We start from the raw sequence: 17,404 nt of genomic DNA on the forward strand, positions 1-17,404 counted from the left end.
GTGAAGGGGGTCGGGAAGAGCCATGAGCCGGGGAAGAGGGCCAGGCCGGGAGACCAAGGGCTGGCGACGGTGTGGGTTGCCATGACGACGGCGACGCTGTGCGCGGCGTTCGCGGTGGTGCTTGCGCTGGGGCAGGCCGTGGCTGCCCGCCACAAGGCGGCCGGTGCGGCGGACCTGGCGGCCCTCGCTGCGGCAGATCGCGCGCTGAGTGGCGCATCGGACGCATGCGGGGCGGCGAGGCGTGTAGCGGGCGCACAGGGGGCGGAGGTGGTGCGGTGCGCGATCCTGGGCGAGATTGCCGATGTGACGGCCCGCGCGCGCTTCGGCCCGTATACGCCGCAGGTCAGGTCCCGAGCGGGGCCACCGGTGACCGGGCCGTCCAGCTCGCCGTCGCTGTCCGCCTCGCCGCCGGCGCCACCACCGCTGTCCGCCACGCCACTGCCGTACGACCAGCCCTTCGCCGCCGCCCGCCACGCCGACGTCGGCCGGGGAAATGAAGCCGACTGGGTCTGGGACACCTGCCCGCTCTGCGGCGCCGGCCGGGGCTTGCTGTACCGACCGGGGCCTGCCGCACCGGCTCGGCCTCGTCCCACCGGCCTAGGACCCCGCCCCGGGCCCTCACCGGCCCGGGGTACCAGTCTCCCGGCAACCCGGCACCGCCCCGGCCCTCATCAGCCAGGGACAGCTGTCCTGCAGCCCGGCACCGGCGCAGGACATCGGCCGGGCCGGCCCTGCAGACCTGCTTGCTACTGCCCCGCGACGCCGGCTCTGCCCCGCGACGCCGGTCCGGACAGCCGCGCGGGTGTCTAGCCTTCGGCGGGGTTCGTCTCGTGACGGTCCTCTCCGGGGTCCGGGGGCGCGGTTCTGAGGAGTTCGGTGAGCAGGCGAACGGCGCCCCGTTTGTGCAGCGGTTCGTTGCCGTTGCCGCACTTGGGGGACTGGATACAGGAGGGGCAGCCCGCCTCGCACTCGCAGGAAGCGATGGCCTGTCGGGTCGCCGTCAGCCACGTGCGAGCGGTGTGGAAGGCCCGTTCGGCGAATCCGGCGCCGCCCGGGTGGCCGTCGTACACGAAGACGGTCGGGAGCAGCGTGTCCGGGTGAAGCGGCACGGAGACACCGCCGATGTCCCAGCGGTCGCAGGTGGCGAAGAGCGGCAGCATCCCGATCGAAGCGTGTTCGGCGGCGTGCAGGGCGCCACCGAGGATCTCGGGATTGATCCTGGCCGCGTCGAGTTGATCCTCGGTGACCGTCCACCACACGGCACGGGTGCGCAGGGTGCGCGGTGGCAGGTCGAGCTTCGTCTCGCCGAGGACCTCTCCCGTGATCACCCTGCGACGCAGGAAGGAGACGACCTGGTTGGTGACCTCGACCGAGCCGAAGCAGAGTCGTCCGTCGCCCCACGGGATCTCGGTGTCGGTCTCCAGCACGGCGATGGCGGTGGTGTCGCGGGCGGTGGTCGAGTACGGCGGGACGGCTTCCTCGACGAGGGCCACCGAGTCCTCCAGATCCAGTTTCCGGACCAGGTAGGTGCGGCCTTGGTGGAGGTGGACGGCGCCCTCGTGGACCGCGGTGTGTGCGGCCGATTCGTCGACAGTGCCCAACAGCCGGCCGGTCCCTTCCTCGACGATCTGGACAGGGCGACCTCCGCCGCCGCGGATGTCCGTGAGGTCGGCGGCCCGTTCGCGCCGGGTCCAGTGCCAGCCCGCCGCCCGTCTGCGCAGCAGCTTCGCCGCCTCCAGCTGCGGCAGCAGGTCGGGAACCGCGGGGCCGAAGAGGGCGATGTCGGCTTCGGTGAGCGGGAGCTCCGAGGCCGCGGCACACAGGTGCGGGGCGAGGACGTACGGATTGTCCGGGTCGAGGACCGTCGATTCCACCGGCTGCTGGAACAGGGCCTCGGGGTGATGGACGAGAAAAGTGTCCAGCGGGTCGTCCCTGGCGACGAGGATGGCCAGAGCGCCCTGGCCGGCGCGTCCGGCGCGCCCGGCCTGTTGCCAAAGGGACGCCCTGGTGCCCGGATATCCGGCGATGACGACGGCATCCAGGCCCGAGACGTCGATGCCGAGCTCCAGGGCCGTTGTGGCGGCCAGTCCGAGCAGCTCCCCGGAGTGCAGGGCGCGCTCCAGGGCGCGGCGCTCCTCGGGCAGGTAGCCGCCGCGGTAGGCGGCGATTCGCTTCGGCAGGGAGCGGTCCACCTCGGCCAGGCGTTCCTTGGCGATGACGGAGATGAGCTCGGCGCCGCGCCGGGAGCGTACGAACGCAACCGAGCGGACTCCCTGGAGGGTCAGATCGGTCAGGATCTCGGCGGTCTCGGCCGTGGCGGTACGGCGCACGGGAGCCCCCTTCTCGCCGTGCAGCTCCGTCAGCGGCGGCTCCCACAGGGCGAAGACCGTCTCGCCACGGGGCGAGGCGTCGTCGGCGACCTCCTTGACGGGCAGGCCCGTGAGGCGGCCCGCAGCGACCGAGGGCTGGGCCGCGGTGGCGGAGGCGAGGAGGAAGACCGGATCGGAGCCGTAGCGGGCACACAGACGGCGCAGACGGCGTAGTACCTGGGCGACGTGGGACCCGAACACGCCCCGGTAGGTGTGGCATTCGTCGATGACGACGAAACGCAGGGCGCGCAGGAAGGAGGCCCAGCGGGGGTGGGAGGGAAGTATTCCGCGGTGCAGCATGTCGGGGTTCGTCAGGACGTAGTTGGCGTACTGGCGCACCCATTCGCGTTCTTCGACCGGCGTGTCTCCGTCGTAGACGGCCGGGCGGACCGCGGTGCCGAGCGGTGCGGCCAGCGCCTTCACCGAGCGCCGCTGGTCGGCGGCGAGGGCCTTGGTGGGCGCGAGGTACAGGGCGGTGCTGCCTCGGCCGTTCGGGGCATGTGAGCCGTCGAGGAGGGTGCTCAGGACCGGGGCGAGGTAGGCGAGGGACTTGCCGGACGCGGTTCCGGTGGCGATCACGACGGATTCGCCGTCGAGGGCGTACTCGGCGGCGGCGGCCTGGTGCGCCCACGGATGGTCGATTCCGGCCCGGGCAATTGCCGCGACCACTTCTGGCCGGATGCGATCCGGCCAGATGGCATGGGTTCCCGTGCGCGGGGGCAAGTGCTCCGTATGAGTGATGCGCGCAGCCCGGCCCGCCCCTGCGGCGAGCCGGTCGAGGACCATGTCGGGAGAGGGGCGGGAACCCCTGCTCTCCGGCGGTCGACTGGGACGGTGATTCTTGGCCATCGGCATCGAGTGTGTCACTGGCGTGACGGACAATGGTCCCAAGGCGTCGTGCATGGCTGCTGGTAAGTGATTGAATGCCATCGCGGCTGGCGATCCGTCCCCTGGCCTCCGTCGGGGAGACCGAGGGGCGACCGCTCGATAGCAAGGTGCTGGAGGATCCGTGGACCTGTCCCTGTCGACTCGCAATGTGTCCGGCCCTGGTGGCGACCGTACGGTCGTCGAGGTCGGTGGCGAGATTGATGTGTATACCGCGCCCAAGCTGCGCGAGCAGTTGGTCGAGTTGGTGAATGACGGCAGCTACCACCTGGTTGTCGACATGGAAGGTGTCGATTTCCTCGACTCCACCGGCCTCGGCGTGCTCGTGGGCGGCTTGAAGCGTGTCCGGGCCCATGAGGGCTCGCTGCGACTGGTGTGCAACCAGGAGCGCATTCTCAAGATCTTCCGGATCACCGGTCTGACCAAGGTGTTTCCCATTCACACCACGGTCGACGAGGCTGTCGCGGCCACCGACTGACGTCGGTGCAGGCCGGCCGTTCTTCGGCCGGTCGGCAGGTTGTGACAGGCCGGCAGGCGGCAGCAGACAGGCCGCCAGGAGCAGGCGGTCGACCCCTTTGGTCGACTGTCGGCTTCGTCGGTTTCCGGTGGAGAGTTGAGAGCAGGGGTACCGGGCGCCACGCCCGGGCCCCTGAGAAGCACGCCCGTACGTTTGAGGGGGATGGCATGCCAACCGTTGAACTCCGCTTCAGCGCTCAGCCCGAACACGTCAGGACGGCCCGCCTCGTGGCAGCCGCCGTGGCACGCAGGGCCGGCGTGGACGAGGCGGTGCTCGACGAGGTCAGACTCGCCGTCGGCGAGGCGTGCAGTCGCGCTGTCGGGTTGCACCGCAGCCATGACATCTCCGCTCCGGTCACCGTCGTGCTGACCGAGGAGGAGAAGGCGTTCTCCATCGAGGTCGGCGACGGAGTCCCCGGCCCCGGCAGTGACACCTCACCGGCGGGAGCGAACGGCGGCGGAGCCGGGGGACTCGACGAGCCGGATGCCGATGTCGAGGACGAAATGGGTCTCGCCGTCATCAGCGGGCTGGTCGACGACGTGGAAGTCCGTTCGGGCACGGACGGCGGAGTGATCCGTATGACGTGGCCGACCGCGTCGGCGGTCGTGCTTCCCTGAGGGGGAGCCGCGTCCTCTGCGAGACGTGTGATCACGAATTTCGGGCCCTGCTGAGCAGGGCCTTTTTCATGTGCGCTTGATCGATGATCTATGAATTTCGGACGGGTGCCATGCGACTGTCCCATTACTGCATTCGGGTGAAATCCCGGAAGAGATCATTTGTCATTGGGTGGGCGCTAGTCGATTTCATTGACCACCCACTGTTTTGATCCGGTTCTGCTCCCTACAATCCGTCCACGTCTTGAGCGCTGAGCGTCAAGGAGGACGTATGGCGGAGTTCTTCAACACCCCACTCGCAGAACTGACGCACGTTTCCGTACCTTCCGGCCGGCCCACCTCACTCGCAGCCGCAGTACTCACCGATGACAACCGGCTGATCGTCGTCGTCATCGCGGTCGTCGCCCTCGCCGCGCTGGTCGTGGCCCAGCTGCTGGTTCGCCAGGTCCTGGCGGCCGGTGAGGGCACCGACCGGATGAAGGAGATCGCGGCGGCCGTCCAGGAGGGCGCGAACGCCTATCTGGCCCGGCAACTGCGTACCGTCGGCATCTTTGCCGTCGTCGTGTTCTTCCTGCTTCTGTTGCTGCCGGCCGACAACTGGTCACAGCGTGCAGGCCGCTCGTTGTTCTTCCTGGTGGGGGCGCTTTTCTCGGCGGCCACCGGATACATCGGCATGCGGCTCGCCGTGCGCAGCAATGTGCGTGTCGCCGCTGCCGCGCGTGAGGCGACTCCGGCGGAGGGTGAACCGGAAAAGGATCTCACCGTTGTCTCGCACAAAGCGATGAAGATCGCTTTCCGTACGGGCGGTGTGGTCGGCATGATCACGGTGGGCCTCGGTCTGCTCGGCGCCTCCTGCGTCGTCCTCGTCTACGCCGCCGACGCGCCCAAGGTGCTGGAGGGATTCGGCCTCGGGGCGGCGCTGATCGCCATGTTCATGAGGGTCGGCGGTGGCATCTTCACCAAGGCCGCCGACGTGGGTGCCGACCTCGTGGGCAAGGTGGAGCAGGGCATTCCCGAGGACGATCCGCGCAACGCCGCCACCATCGCGGACAACGTGGGCGACAACGTCGGTGACTGCGCGGGGATGGCCGCCGACCTCTTCGAGTCGTACGCGGTGACGCTCGTCGCCGCACTCATCCTCGGCAAGGCGGCCTTCGGCGATGCCGGGCTGGCCTTTCCGCTGATCGTTCCGGCGATCGGCGTGGTGACTGCGATGATCGGGATCTTCGCTGTCGCCCCGCGGCGAGCCGACCGCAGCGGGATGACGGCCATCAACCGCGGATTCTTCATCTCTGCGGTGATCTCACTGGTCCTGGTCGCGGTGGCGGTCTTCGTGTACCTGCCGTCGTCGTACGCGGACCTGGACGGGGTCACCGACAGCGCGATCACCTCGCACGGCGGCGACCCGCGGGTCTTCGCTCTGGTCGCGGTCGCCATCGGCATCGTTCTCGCCGCACTGATCCAGCAGCTCACGGGGTACTTCACCGAGACCAACCGCCGCCCTGTCCGGGACATCGGGAAGTCGTCCCTGACCGGCCCGGCGACCGTGATTCTCGCCGGCATCTCCATCGGCCTGGAGTCTGCCGTCTACACCGCGCTCCTGATCGGTCTCGGTGTCTACGGGGCGTTCCTTCTCGGTGGGACATCGATCATGCTGGCGCTCTTCGCCGTGGCCCTCGCAGGGACCGGCCTCCTCACCACCGTGGGTGTCATCGTGGCGATGGACACCTTCGGCCCGGTCTCCGACAACGCTCAGGGCATCGCCGAGATGTCGGGCGACGTCACCGGCGCCGGGGCCCAGGTCCTCACCGACCTGGACGCCGTCGGCAACACCACCAAGGCCATCACCAAGGGCATCGCGATCGCCACCGCGGTGCTGGCGGCTTCGGCGCTCTTCGGCTCGTACCGCGACGCGATCGCGACGGCGGTCGACGACGTCGGGGCCCGGGCGGGGGAGTTGGGGCTGAGCCTGGACATCTCCCAGCCCAACAACCTGGTCGGTCTGATCCTTGGCGCCGCTGTCGTGTTCCTGTTCTCGGGGTTGGCCATCAACGCGGTCTCCCGTTCCGCTGGGGCCGTGGTCTACGAGGTGCGGCGCCAGTTCCGCGAGCATCCCGGGATCATGGACTACACGGAGAAGCCGGAGTACGGGCGCGTCGTCGACATCTGCACCAAGGACGCGCTGCGCGAGCTGGCCACCCCCGGGCTTCTCGCGGTCCTGGCACCGATCGCGGTCGGGTTCACCCTGGGTGTCGGCGCGCTCGGCTCGTATCTCGCGGGAGCGATCGCCACCGGAACCCTGATGGCGGTCTTCCTCGCCAACTCCGGCGGGGCGTGGGACAACGCCAAGAAGCTTGTCGAGGACGGCAACCACGGCGGAAAGGGCAGTGAGGCCCATGCCGCGACGGTGATCGGTGACACGGTCGGTGACCCGTTCAAGGACACGGCGGGCCCGGCGATCAACCCGCTCCTCAAGGTGATGAACCTGGTGGCGCTCCTCATCGCCCCTGCGGTGGTGCAGTTCAGCTACGGCGATGACGCGAGTGCGGGAGTACGAGCGGTGGTGGCGGTGTTCGCCATCGTTGTCATCATCGGTGCGGTCTATGTCTCCAAGCGGCGCGGGATCGCCATGGGGGACGACGACGGATCTGACGGCGACGGCGGCCGTCCCGCCAAGTCCACTGATCCTGCCGCTGTTTCGTGAGCGGCGCGGAGCAGGGCGAGTGACCGCGTAGGTAGCACCTGGTCAGTGCATGGGCGGACGGCCCATTCTGATGTGCCGTCCGCCCTTCTCCGTGTCCGGATACTCCACTCGAGCGAGGGAGTGTCCGCACGAGTGGCCGAGCGTTCAGGTGAGTTGTATCTCCCTCATTCCCCTTGGTGCAAATGGCTGCAAAAGCACGTACATCGGATGCCCGGCGCCAGAATGTCGCCCACTTGGCGTGTAAGTTCCGGGGCCGAGAGCCTTGGAAGGGACCCAATCCGGTGAACAAGAAGCTTGCAGCCGCACTGTCCGGCGGTGCGGTACTCGTACTGACGCTGTCGGGCTGTAGCGATGACGGCGACGACAAGGTGAACGACTGGGCGAAGAAGGTCTGCGACCAGGTCCAGCCGCAGCTGCAGAAGATCGCGAACGCCAATGCCGCGATCCAGCAGCAGACGGCGGACAACAGCAAGCCCGCCGACGTCCAGAAGACCGACTCGGCCGCCTTCCAGCAGATCTCGCAGGCGTACAAGGCGCTGGGCACAGCTGTGGAGTCCGCGGGCCCGCCGCCCGTGGACGACGGCGAGACCACGCAGCAGGAGGCTGTGAAGGAGCTCAACGCCTCCTCCGTGGCCTACGCGAGCCTGAAGACGAAGGTCGACGCGCTCGACACGGAGGACCAGGCGAAATTCGCCGACGGCCTCAAGGGCATCGCCGACGAGCTGAACAAGATCAGCACCAATGGCGACCAGGCTCTGAAGAAGCTCCAGTCCGGCGAGGTCGGTTCCGCGATGGCGGAGCAGAAGGGCTGTCAGAAGCCGACGGCCTCCGCCCCGCCCGCGGCCGCTCCGTCCGCATCGGCAGCGAAGCCTGCCTCGCCCTCGGCATCGAAGTCGGCCTCGCCCTCCGCCTCGGCGAGCAAGAAGTCGTAGCGGAGCGGGAAGCAGAGCAAGAGCAGAGAAGAAGGCCGTGGCCGAGCGAGGATTCGGCTACGGGCGAGGGGCGTGCCGCGGACGGGAACCCGCCGCCGGACGCCGTTCGCAGCGGTCCGGTCACCCCTCGTGGGTGCCGGGCCGCTGCCGTTGTGGGCGGGAGCGGACACAATGGGCGGGTGAGTACGACCAGCCTTCCCGCATCCGCCCGCACCCCCCGGCTCCGCGAGGCCCTGATTTCCGCGGCCTTCACCGCCGACGGCCTCCTGGAGCGGCTCGGCGCGCCCGCCTACGCCGCGCTCGCCCGCAGCGAGACCGTCCCGGCGCTCCGGGCCACCCGCGGGGATTCGCCGCTCGACACGCTCGTGCGGCTGTTCCTTCTGCAGAGCCCCGTCCCGGCCGCCCGGGCAGCCGCAGCGCTCCCGCTGGAGGAGTGCGTGGAGGACGGCTGGGTGGTCCGTGAGGGAGACCTCGTCACAGCGACCGTCGACGTCCGGCCGTACGGCGGACCCGAGGGCGAGGACTGGTTCATCGTCTCCGACCTCGGATGTGCTGTCGGCGGTGCGGGCGGGATCGGCTCGCACGAGGAGGGAGTCGTCCTCGGAGTCGGCGGGGCGTCCACCACGCTCGCCGGGATCACCGTGCGCAGGCCCGTCGCCTCCGCCCTCGATCTCGGTGCGGGGTCCGGCATCCAGGCGCTCCACGCCGCCCAGCACGCCACCCGGGTCACGGCCACGGACCTCAATCCCCGCGCCCTGGAATTCACTCGGCTCACCCTCGCCCTGTCAGGTGCCGCTCCGGCCGATCTGCGTGTGGGCTCCCTGTACGAGCCGGTCGGCACGCGGACGTACGACCTGATCGTCTCGAACCCGCCCTTTGTCATCTCGCCCGGCGCCCGGCTGACGTACCGCGACGGCGGCATGGGCGGCGACGACCTGTGCAGGACGCTGGTGCAGCAGGCCGGCGACCGTCTGAACGAGGGGGGTTACGCGCAGTTCCTCGCCAACTGGCAGCACGTGGAGGGCGAGGAGTGGCAGGACCGGCTGCGCACCTGGGTGCCGCAGGGCTGCGACGCCTGGATCGTGCAGCGTGAGGTGCAGGACATCACGCAGTACGCCGAGCTCTGGCTGCGCGACAGCGGCGACCACCGCACGGAACCCACCGCCTACGCCGAGCGGTACGAGGCCTGGCTGGACGAGTTCGATGCCCGCAGCACCAAGGCCGTCGGGTTCGGATGGATCACGCTCAGGAAGTCCGCTGCCGCAGCTGCGGGCGATCCGTCGGTCGTGATCGAGGAGTGGCCGCATTCCGTGGAGCAGCCCCTCGGACCGGCCGTCGAGGCCCATTTCGTCCGGCAGGACTATCTGCGTGAGCATGACGACGCCGCACTGCTGGCGGCGCATTTCACCCTCTCCGCCGAGGTGGTGCAGGAGCAGGTCGGCCTGCCGGGCGCCGAGGACCCCGAGCATGTGGTGCTGCGTCAGAACCGCGGGATGCGGCGGGCCACCAAGGTCGATGCGGTCGGGGCCGGGTTCGCGGGCGTGTGCGACGGCTCGCTTCCGGCGGGCAGGATCCTGGACGCCATCGCCCAGCTCATGGCCGAGGACCCGGTGCTGCTGCGCGACCGCACCCCGCAGGCGATCCGGCTGTTGGTGGAGGAGGGCTTCCTGGAGCCGGTGAGGGGCGGCGCGTGAGCGCGGTGGCGGACGCCCCGTGATCCGGATCGAGCTGGACGAGGCGGGCACACCGTCGCGGATCTGCCCACCGGCGGCGCCACCGTGCTGCTGAGCGTCGCTTCCGGCACCGCGATCGGGTGCGCTCATGTCCCCCGTCGCGAGCGTGCCGTCGGCGAGCCCGACCCGGTACATGACCGGGGCCGACGGGTTGCGCGACCGACAGCGGTGAGTGCGGGAGCACGACCAGGGAACGACGCTCGGGATGGTGGGACTGCTGCTCGCGGCGCCCATGTTCTGCCGCGCAACGCCGACGCGCTCGCCAACCCCCTTCATCGGGCGGCAGCTCACCGACGCGGACGACCGGTTACTTCTGCTCGGCAACGCCGTGATCGCTCCTCCACAGCATGCGCCTCCCGCGGCGGGTGGCCATCGCCGATGAGAGCCGGCACGGCACCCCGGGACGCTCCTTCTCAGTCCCCGACCCCGCGCTCCGCTCTGATGCGACCCCGCCCTTCCGTATGACTCAACGGCCTTCTGATCAGCGTCTTCACACGCACCGCCGTCTCGCTCCTGCTCGGTCCACGGATTCCGCTCGGGGTGGTGCCGGACCCGGCCACCGTCCTGCTCGTCGCGTCCGTGGGCTTCTCCGCGTTCGGACCGGCCCCGGGGTCGCACGGGCTCCGATTGCCGGATGTCTTCCTTGCGTCGAATGTGGCCGGATCCGTACTGCTCCTGCTGACTGCGGGCGTCGGGCCGGACCGCGGGCTCCTCGGGGCGGGTTGTGCGCTGCTTGCGGCGGCTCCGCACGCCGCATTCGACCGCGGGAGCCGGCGCCGCGCGACTCTCGACGTGAGGCGAATCGCCTCGGAGCGTGCTGTTCACCCGGGGTTCGCATCGGCGACGCCCCGGCGTGGCACCGTCCCCTCAGCGCATAGCTGCTACCTGGTAGCCGTGCGACAGCCGATGCGACGAGTTTGAGGGGTACGGGAGTGGAGAACGTCACAGCGGTCTTCGCCGGATCGGCATTCGCGCTGTTCGGCGCCGCCCTCCTGATCTGGACCGGGGCGCGCACCATCCACCGTGCGCCGGTGGCGCACGGTGTGAGCCCCGTCGCCTCCACCGCTCTCGCCACGCTCTTCGGCGTACTCTTCCTCGTCCTCGGCGTGTGGTGCTTCACCCGCATCTGATCCAGGCTGCCGGCGGGTCGACTCACCGGCCCTGCCACCACCTCGCAGGCACCCCGAAACCCGCAGGGCGACGGTGCTGCGAAGCGCGGACCGGGCAGTCCGGGCGGCAGGAATGGCGGAAGTCGGGTTACCGTTCGAGTGGCCGTTGCGGGCTTTTGCCGTTTGACACGGGGGCGGGTTGTACCGTCACACTCCGCAGCGACAGCACCGCGGGCAGCGTCGTTGCGCTGCCCGGATGCCCCACGAGTGCCGACCGGAGAGAAGAGCGAAGTTGTCCCCGACCAGCGAGACCGCAGGCCGCCGACTCGTCATTGTCGAGTCGCCTGCCAAGGCGAAGACGATCAAGGGCTATCTCGGCCCCGGATACGTCGTCGAGGCGAGCGTCGGGCACATCCGCGACCTGCCGAACGGCGCCGCCGAGGTGCCGGACGAGTACACCGGTGAGGTCCGCCGCCTCGGCGTGGACGTCGAAAACGACTTCCAGCCGATCTACGTCGTCAATGCTGACAAGAAAGCCCAGGTCAGGAAGCTCAAGCAGCTCCTTGCCGAATCCGACGAACTCTTCCTCGCCACCGATGAGGACCGCGAGGGCGAAGCCATCGCGTGGCACCTGCAGGAAGTGCTCAAGCCCAAGGTCCCGGTCCACCGGATGGTCTTCCACGAGATCACCAAGGACGCGATCCGGGCAGCCGTCGCCAACCCGCGCGAGCTCAACCAGCGGATGGTCGACGCCCAGGAGACCCGCCGTATCCTCGACCGCCTCTACGGCTACGAGGTCTCGCCGGTCCTGTGGAAGAAGGTCATGCCGCGGCTCTCCGCGGGCCGTGTCCAGTCCGTTGCCACCCGCCTCGTCGTCGAGCGGGAGCGCGAGCGCATCGCCTTCCGTTCCGCCGAGTACTGGGACCTCACCGGCACCTTCGCCACCGGCCGCACCGGTGACGCGTCCGACCCGTCGACGCTGACCGCGCGCCTCAGCGCGGTCGACGGGCGCCGTATCGCCCAGGGCCGTGACTTCGGCCCCGACGGACAGCTCAAGCAGGGCTCCGCCCAGACGTTGCACCTGGACGAGACGAACGCCCGGGCCCTGGCCGCCGCGCTCGCCGACTCCACGTTCGCCGTACGGTCCGTCGAGTCGAAGCCGTACCGTCGCTCGCCGTACGCGCCCTTCCGCACCACGACCCTCCAGCAGGAGGCGAGCAGGAAGCTGGGCTTCGGGGCCAAGGCCACGATGCAGGTGGCGCAGAAGCTGTACGAGAACGGCTTCATCACCTATATGCGTACGGACTCCACGACCCTCTCGGACACCGCGATCTCCGCGGCCCGGGCGCAGGTCACGCAGCTGTACGGGGCGAACTACCTCCCGGACAAGCCCCGCGTCTACGCCGGTAAGGTCAAGAACGCCCAGGAGGCGCACGAGGCGATCCGCCCGTCCGGGGACCGTTTCCGCACCCCGGCCGAGACCGGCCTCACCGGCGACCAGTTCCGGCTGTACGAGCTGATCTGGAAGCGGACCGTCGCATCCCAGATGAAGGACGCCGTCGGTAACTCCGTCACCGTCAAGATCGGCGGCCGGGCGAGCGACGGCCGGGACGCCGAGTTCTCCGCGTCCGGCAAGACGATCACCTTCCACGGCTTCATGAAGGCGTACGTCGAAGGCGCTGACGACCCGAACGCCGAGCTCGACGACCGAGAGCGGCGCCTGCCGCAGGTCGCCGAGGGCGACGCGCTGACCGCCGACGAGGTCACGGTCGACGGCCACGCCACCAAGCCGCCGGCCCGCTACACCGAGGCATCGCTGGTCAAGGAGCTCGAAGAGCGCGAGATCGGCCGCCCGTCGACGTACGCCTCGATCATCGGGACCATCCTGGACCGCGGCTACGTGTTCAAGAAGGGCACGGCCCTTGTGCCGTCGTTCCTCTCGTTCGCCGTGGTCAACCTGCTGGAGAAGCACTTCGGCCGGCTCGTCGACTACGACTTCACCGCACGCATGGAGGACGACCTCGACCGCATCGCGCGGGGCGAGGCCCAGTCCGTGCCGTGGCTGCGGCGCTTCTACTTCGGCGCCGGTGCCGAGGGTGCGGCCGGTGCGGGGGCGGCCTCCGACGCGGGCAACGGCGACGGCGACCACCTCGGCGGCCTGAAGGAGCTCGTCACCGACCTCGGTGCGATCGACGCCAGGGAGATCTCCTCGTTCCCCGTCGGCAACGACATCAAGCTCCGGGTCGGCAGGTACGGCCCGTACATCGAGCGGGGCGAGAAGGACTCCGAGGGGCACCAGCGCGCAGACGTGCAGGAGGATCTGGCACCCGACGAGCTGTCCGTGGAGTACGCGGAGGAGTTGCTGGCCAAGCCGAGCGGCGACTTCGAGCTCGGTGCGGATCCGGTGACCGGCAACCAGATCATCGCCAAGGACGGGCGCTACGGCCCGTACGTCACCGAGGTGCTGCCCGAGGGCACCCCGAAGACCGGCAAGAACGCGGTGAAGCCGCGGACCGCCTCCCTCTTCAAGTCCATGTCGCTGGACACGGTGACGCTGGCCGACGCGCTCAAGCTGATGTCGCTGCCCCGGGTCGTCGGCGAGGACGCCGAAGGCGTGGAGATCACCGCGCAGAACGGCCGCTACGGTCCGTACCTCAAGAAGGGGACGGACTCGCGCTCGCTCACGTCCGAGGACCAGCTCTTCGACATCACGCTCGACGAGGCCCTCGCGATCTACGCCCAGCCGAAGCAGCGCGGGCGGGCCGCCGCCAAGCCGCCGCTGAAGGAACTGGGCACGGACCCGGTGAGCGGTGCTCCGGTCGTCGTCAAGGACGGGCGCTTCGGCGCGTACGTCACCGACGGCGAGACGAACGCGACGCTGCGGACCGACGACAGCGTCGAGGACATCACGCCGGAGCGCGGCTACGAGCTCCTCGCGGAGAAGCGCGCCAAGGGACCCGCCAAGAAGAAGACGGCGAAGAAGGCCCCGGCCAAGAAGGCGCCCGCGAAGAAGGCGACGGCGGCGAAGGCGACGGCCGCGAAGAAGACGACCGCTACGAAGAAGACGACGGCGAAGAAGGCCACGGCGAAGAAGGCCCCGGCCAAGAAGACCGCCCCCGCGTCGTCGTCCTCGGAGGACTGATTCGCGCTGCCTGAACCCCAGGGGCTGGATCTCCAGCCCCTGGGGTTCAGGCAGATCGTGCTGTGGAGGGTCCGGGCGGTGGGCGAGCCCACCGTGAGTCAGGCCCACCGCCGGCGGGGTCCACCGCGAGCGCCCGGCCCGCGGTCGGCGGCCGTATGTTCGGACGCGGCCCCCGAGCACCGCACCGCTCCCGATAGGCTGGGCGGATGACGCGAGCCGAGCAGCTACCGGTCGTGAGCCCCACCTCCGACACACTTGCCGCAGACTCACGCGAGCGCGCCGTACGAGCCCTTTTGGGTGTTCCCCCGCTCAGGCGGTTGTGGAGTGCCCAGCTCGTCGGCAGTATCGGCGATTCACTCGCCGTTCTTGTGCTTGTGCTGTTGTCGCTGCAGGCGGCGGTCCTTGAGGGCTCATTCGGCGCCGGATACCGCGGGGCGGCCTTTGCCGTCGCCGCCGTGTTCGGTGCCCGGATTATTTCCACCGTGCTCTTCGGAGCCGTACTCCTGGGGCCGCTGACGGCGCTCACGGCGCCCGGCGGTCCGGTGGACCGCCGCTGGCTGATGATCGGGGCGGACGGGCTGCGGCTCGCGCTGCTGGTCGTCGCGCCGCTGTGGATCGACTGGATGCCGGACAAGGCGCTCATGATGATCCTGATCACCGTCTTCGTGACCGGTGTGGGAGAGCGTCTGTGGACGGTGGCGAAGGAGAGCGCGGCCCCCGCACTGCTTCCCGCGCCGCCCCCCGAGGGCGCCACGGTGCGACCCCTGCCCGACCACCTCGACGCACTGCGCAGCCTCTCCCTGCGGACGGACTTCCTCGCGATCCCCGCGGCCGCGGCCGTCCTCGTGGTCGCGACGCTGGTCGGCAATCTGCTCGGGTCAGGGCTCGACTGGTTCTCCTTCCACCAGGCCGCCCTCGGCTCGTACGTCGCTGCGGGCCTCTTCTCGGCCTCGATCTCGACCCTGTACTTCCTCGAACTGCCGGGCATTCCGACGCCCCGCCCGCGCTCCCCGCTGGAGGGCCTGCGCAGGCCGACCACCGGAACGGGGCCGGACAAGGGCCGCACGGGCACGGCGCCGCTCGTCGTCGCCGCATGCGCCGCGGTCGCCGGGGCCATCTCCGCCGCGGCGGCCGTCTCCGTACTGCACGCGGCAGACCTGGGCGGCGGCCCCGCCACCTTCGCGCTGCTGATCCTCGTCCTGACCGGCGGCACCGCCCTCGGAATCCGTACCGCGCAGAAGGTGCTGCCCGCCCTGTCGCGGCGCAGGCTGCTGGCCCTGTCCACGGCCGTCACCGGCATCGCGCTCCTCGCGCTCGGCCTCGTGCCGGACACGGCGACCGGGCTGCTGATCGCCCTGCTCGCCGGCTACTCGGCGGGTGTCGCCGCGCACGTCGGGCACGTCGTCGTCGAGCAGGAGACCGAGGAGTTCCGGCAGGCCAGGAGCACCGAGCACCTCCAGGCCGTCGTCCGGGTGCTGGTCGCGCTCGGCGCGGTGGGCGGCCCGCTGCTCGCCGCAGCCATCGGCCGGCACCGGCTGGGCTCCGGCGACTTCGTCTTCGCCCACGGCGGAGCCGCGTTCGCGCTGATGCTCATCGGCGCCCTGCTGCTGCCCGTGGCCGTGATCGTCCTCGCCAAGACGGACGACCGCGCCGGGGTGCCGCTCCGCCGTGATCTGCGGGAGGCGCTGCGTGGCGGCGACCTCGCGGTCGCGCCCGCCGCGAGCGGCTTCTTCCTCGCTCTGGAGGGCGGCGACGGGGCCGGGAAGTCGACTCAGGTCGAAGCGCTCGCCGAGTGGATCCGGGCCAAGGGCCACGAGGTCGTCGTGACGCGCGAGCCGGGGGCCACCCCGGTCGGCAAGCGGCTGCGTTCGATCCTGCTCGACGTGTCGTCGGCCGGACTGTCGAACCGGGCAGAAGCCCTGCTGTACGCCGCAGACCGCGCCGAGCACGTCGACTCGGTCGTCCGCCCGGCGCTCGAGCGCGGCGCGATCGTCATCTCGGACCGCTACATCGACTCGTCCGTCGCCTACCAGGGCGCGGGCCGCGACCTCTCCCCGACCGAGATCGCCCGGATCTCGCGGTGGGCGACGAGTGGTCTCGTACCGCATCTGACGGTGCTCCTGGACGTCGCCCCGGAGACCGCGCGGGAACGTTTCACGGAGGCGCCGGACCGGCTGGAGTCCGAGCCGGCCGAGTTCCACAACCGGGTACGGTCCGGCTTCCTCACCCTTGCCGCGGCCGACCCGTCCCGGTACCTGGTGGTGGACGCCGGCCAGGAGCCGGAGACGATCACCACCGTCGTACGCCACCGGCTCGACCAGCTCCTCCCGCTCTCCGAGGCCGAGGTCAGGGCTCAGGAGGAAGCGCGCAGGGCGGCCGAGGAGGAGGCCAGGCGCAGGGCCGAGGAAGAGGCCGCCCGTCAGGCGGAGGAGGAGCGGCTGGAGCGCGAGCGGCAGGCGCAGCTCGCCAAGCTCCGCGCCGAGGAGGAGGAGCGCAGGCGCCGCGAGGAGGAGGACGCGCGGGAGCGCGAGGCCGAGCGGCAGGCCGAGGAAGCCCGTCGGCGCGCCGAGGATGCCCGTCGCCGTGCCGAGGAGGAGCGGTCCCGTCTTGAAGCCGAGGAGCGGGTGCGCGAGGCCGAGCAGGCGCGGCTCAGCAGGCAGGCCCAGGAGGAGGCCAGGCTGCGCCAGGAGGCGGAGGAACTGCGCCTAGAGAAGCAGCGCAAGGCGGAGGAGGCGCTGGTACGGGCCGAGGAGGCCCGCCGCCGTGCCGAGGCCGAGGCTGCCGCCCGTGCGGAGGCCGAGGCTGCCCGGGCCGAGGCGGACGAGGCCGCGAGGAAGCGGTCCGCGCCGTCCGCACCGGACAACGAGCTCACGGTTCCGACACCGGTCGTGAATCCGAACGAGATCACGCAGCCGGTCCCGCTCGCCCAGCCGTCGGACCGCCCGGCAGACCGTCCGGCCCGTCCGGCCCGTGACGCGGACGAGACCGCTGTCCTGCCGCCCGTGCGGGACGAGGACCCGGCGGACCGGGTGCCGCCGGGTGTCTTCCGTGACGAGCGCCGTGCCTCGTCCGGCGAGAACGAGAACGAGCGCACCCGCGAACTGCCCCAGGTCAGCGACGACCCGCAGGCCGGGCGTGGTGCCCAGGGCCGTACGGGCGCCAAGAAGCGTCCTCGTTCCGACTGGGCGGAGGAGACGCCGCTCGACGATCTGCCGTCGCTCGCCGACGAACTGCTCGGCGGCCAGGACGACGACCCGGGCACCTCCGGGCGGGACGGCCGCCGGCCGCGCCGCTGACGGGAGGGCGGGGCCGAAGCCCGGAACCGCGAGACCGTGAAGCCCGGGAGCCGGGGAGCCGTCCGGCGCCCGGGCGCCGAGTCGTCCGGGCCCCGGAGCCGTC

The 17,404-nt window shown here is 70.5% G+C and carries 10 protein-coding genes; 9 read left to right on the top strand and 1 reads right to left on the bottom strand.

Annotation, left to right across the window (positions count from 1 at the left end; translation table 11 throughout):
- On the top strand, positions 1 to 810 hold the full coding sequence (locus tag OG844_RS28445; RefSeq protein ID WP_406394100.1) for an Rv3654c family TadE-like protein: 810 nt from the start codon (positions 1 to 3) through the stop codon (positions 808 to 810).
- Here the strand turns inward: OG844_RS28445 and OG844_RS28450 are convergent.
- Positions 807 to 3,299, bottom strand: a complete 2,493-nt coding sequence (locus tag OG844_RS28450) for a DEAD/DEAH box helicase (RefSeq protein ID WP_406394101.1) — start codon at positions 3,297 to 3,299, stop codon at positions 807 to 809. The genes OG844_RS28445 and OG844_RS28450 overlap by 4 nt on opposite strands.
- A 79-nt stretch (positions 3,300 to 3,378) precedes the next feature.
- Here OG844_RS28450 and OG844_RS28455 point away from each other — a divergent pair, with 79 nt between their 5' ends.
- From OG844_RS28455 to tmk, 8 genes are all read left to right on the top strand, one after another.
- Positions 3,379 to 3,732, top strand: a complete 354-nt coding sequence (locus OG844_RS28455; RefSeq protein WP_003967428.1) for an STAS domain-containing protein — start codon at positions 3,379 to 3,381, stop codon at positions 3,730 to 3,732.
- 206 nt (positions 3,733 to 3,938) lie between these two features.
- A complete protein-coding gene (locus OG844_RS28460) occupies positions 3,939 to 4,388 on the top strand; it encodes an ATP-binding protein (protein ID WP_406394102.1) in 450 nt (149 codons plus the stop codon).
- Between the two features lie 268 nt (positions 4,389 to 4,656).
- A complete protein-coding gene (locus OG844_RS28465) occupies positions 4,657 to 7,089 on the top strand; it encodes a sodium-translocating pyrophosphatase (RefSeq protein WP_406394103.1) in 2,433 nt (810 codons plus the stop codon).
- A 281-nt stretch (positions 7,090 to 7,370) separates the two neighbouring features.
- Positions 7,371 to 8,021, top strand: a complete 651-nt coding sequence (locus OG844_RS28470) for a small secreted protein (RefSeq protein ID WP_406394104.1) — start codon at positions 7,371 to 7,373, stop codon at positions 8,019 to 8,021.
- A 179-nt stretch (positions 8,022 to 8,200) separates the two neighbouring features.
- A complete protein-coding gene (locus OG844_RS28475) occupies positions 8,201 to 9,715 on the top strand; it encodes a methyltransferase (protein WP_406394105.1) in 1,515 nt (504 codons plus the stop codon).
- Between the two features lie 971 nt (positions 9,716 to 10,686).
- Positions 10,687 to 10,884, top strand: a complete 198-nt coding sequence (locus OG844_RS28480) for a hypothetical protein (RefSeq protein WP_406394107.1) — start codon at positions 10,687 to 10,689, stop codon at positions 10,882 to 10,884.
- A gap of 271 nt (positions 10,885 to 11,155) precedes the next feature.
- Positions 11,156 to 14,005, top strand: coding sequence for a type I DNA topoisomerase (gene topA / locus OG844_RS28485; protein ID WP_406394109.1), 2,850 nt, complete (start codon positions 11,156 to 11,158; stop codon positions 14,003 to 14,005).
- 206 nt (positions 14,006 to 14,211) lie between these two features.
- On the top strand, positions 14,212 to 17,301 hold the full coding sequence (tmk, locus tag OG844_RS28490; protein ID WP_406394111.1) for a dTMP kinase: 3,090 nt from the start codon (positions 14,212 to 14,214) through the stop codon (positions 17,299 to 17,301).
- Positions 17,302 to 17,404: the final 103 nt, after the last annotated feature.

This window comes from Streptomyces sp. NBC_00887 (genome assembly GCF_045207585.1).

Excerpts from the sequence above, each read along its gene's own strand:
- tmk (WP_406394111.1), top strand. The coding sequence starts at position 14,212 with ATGACGCGAGCCGAGCAGCTACCGGTCGTGAGCCCCACCTCCGACACA.
- OG844_RS28450 (WP_406394101.1), bottom strand. The coding sequence starts at position 3,299 with ATGGCATTCAATCACTTACCAGCAGCCATGCACGACGCCTTGGGACCA.
- OG844_RS28465 (WP_406394103.1), top strand. The coding sequence starts at position 4,657 with ATGGCGGAGTTCTTCAACACCCCACTCGCAGAACTGACGCACGTTTCC.
- OG844_RS28460 (WP_406394102.1), top strand. The coding sequence starts at position 3,939 with ATGCCAACCGTTGAACTCCGCTTCAGCGCTCAGCCCGAACACGTCAGG.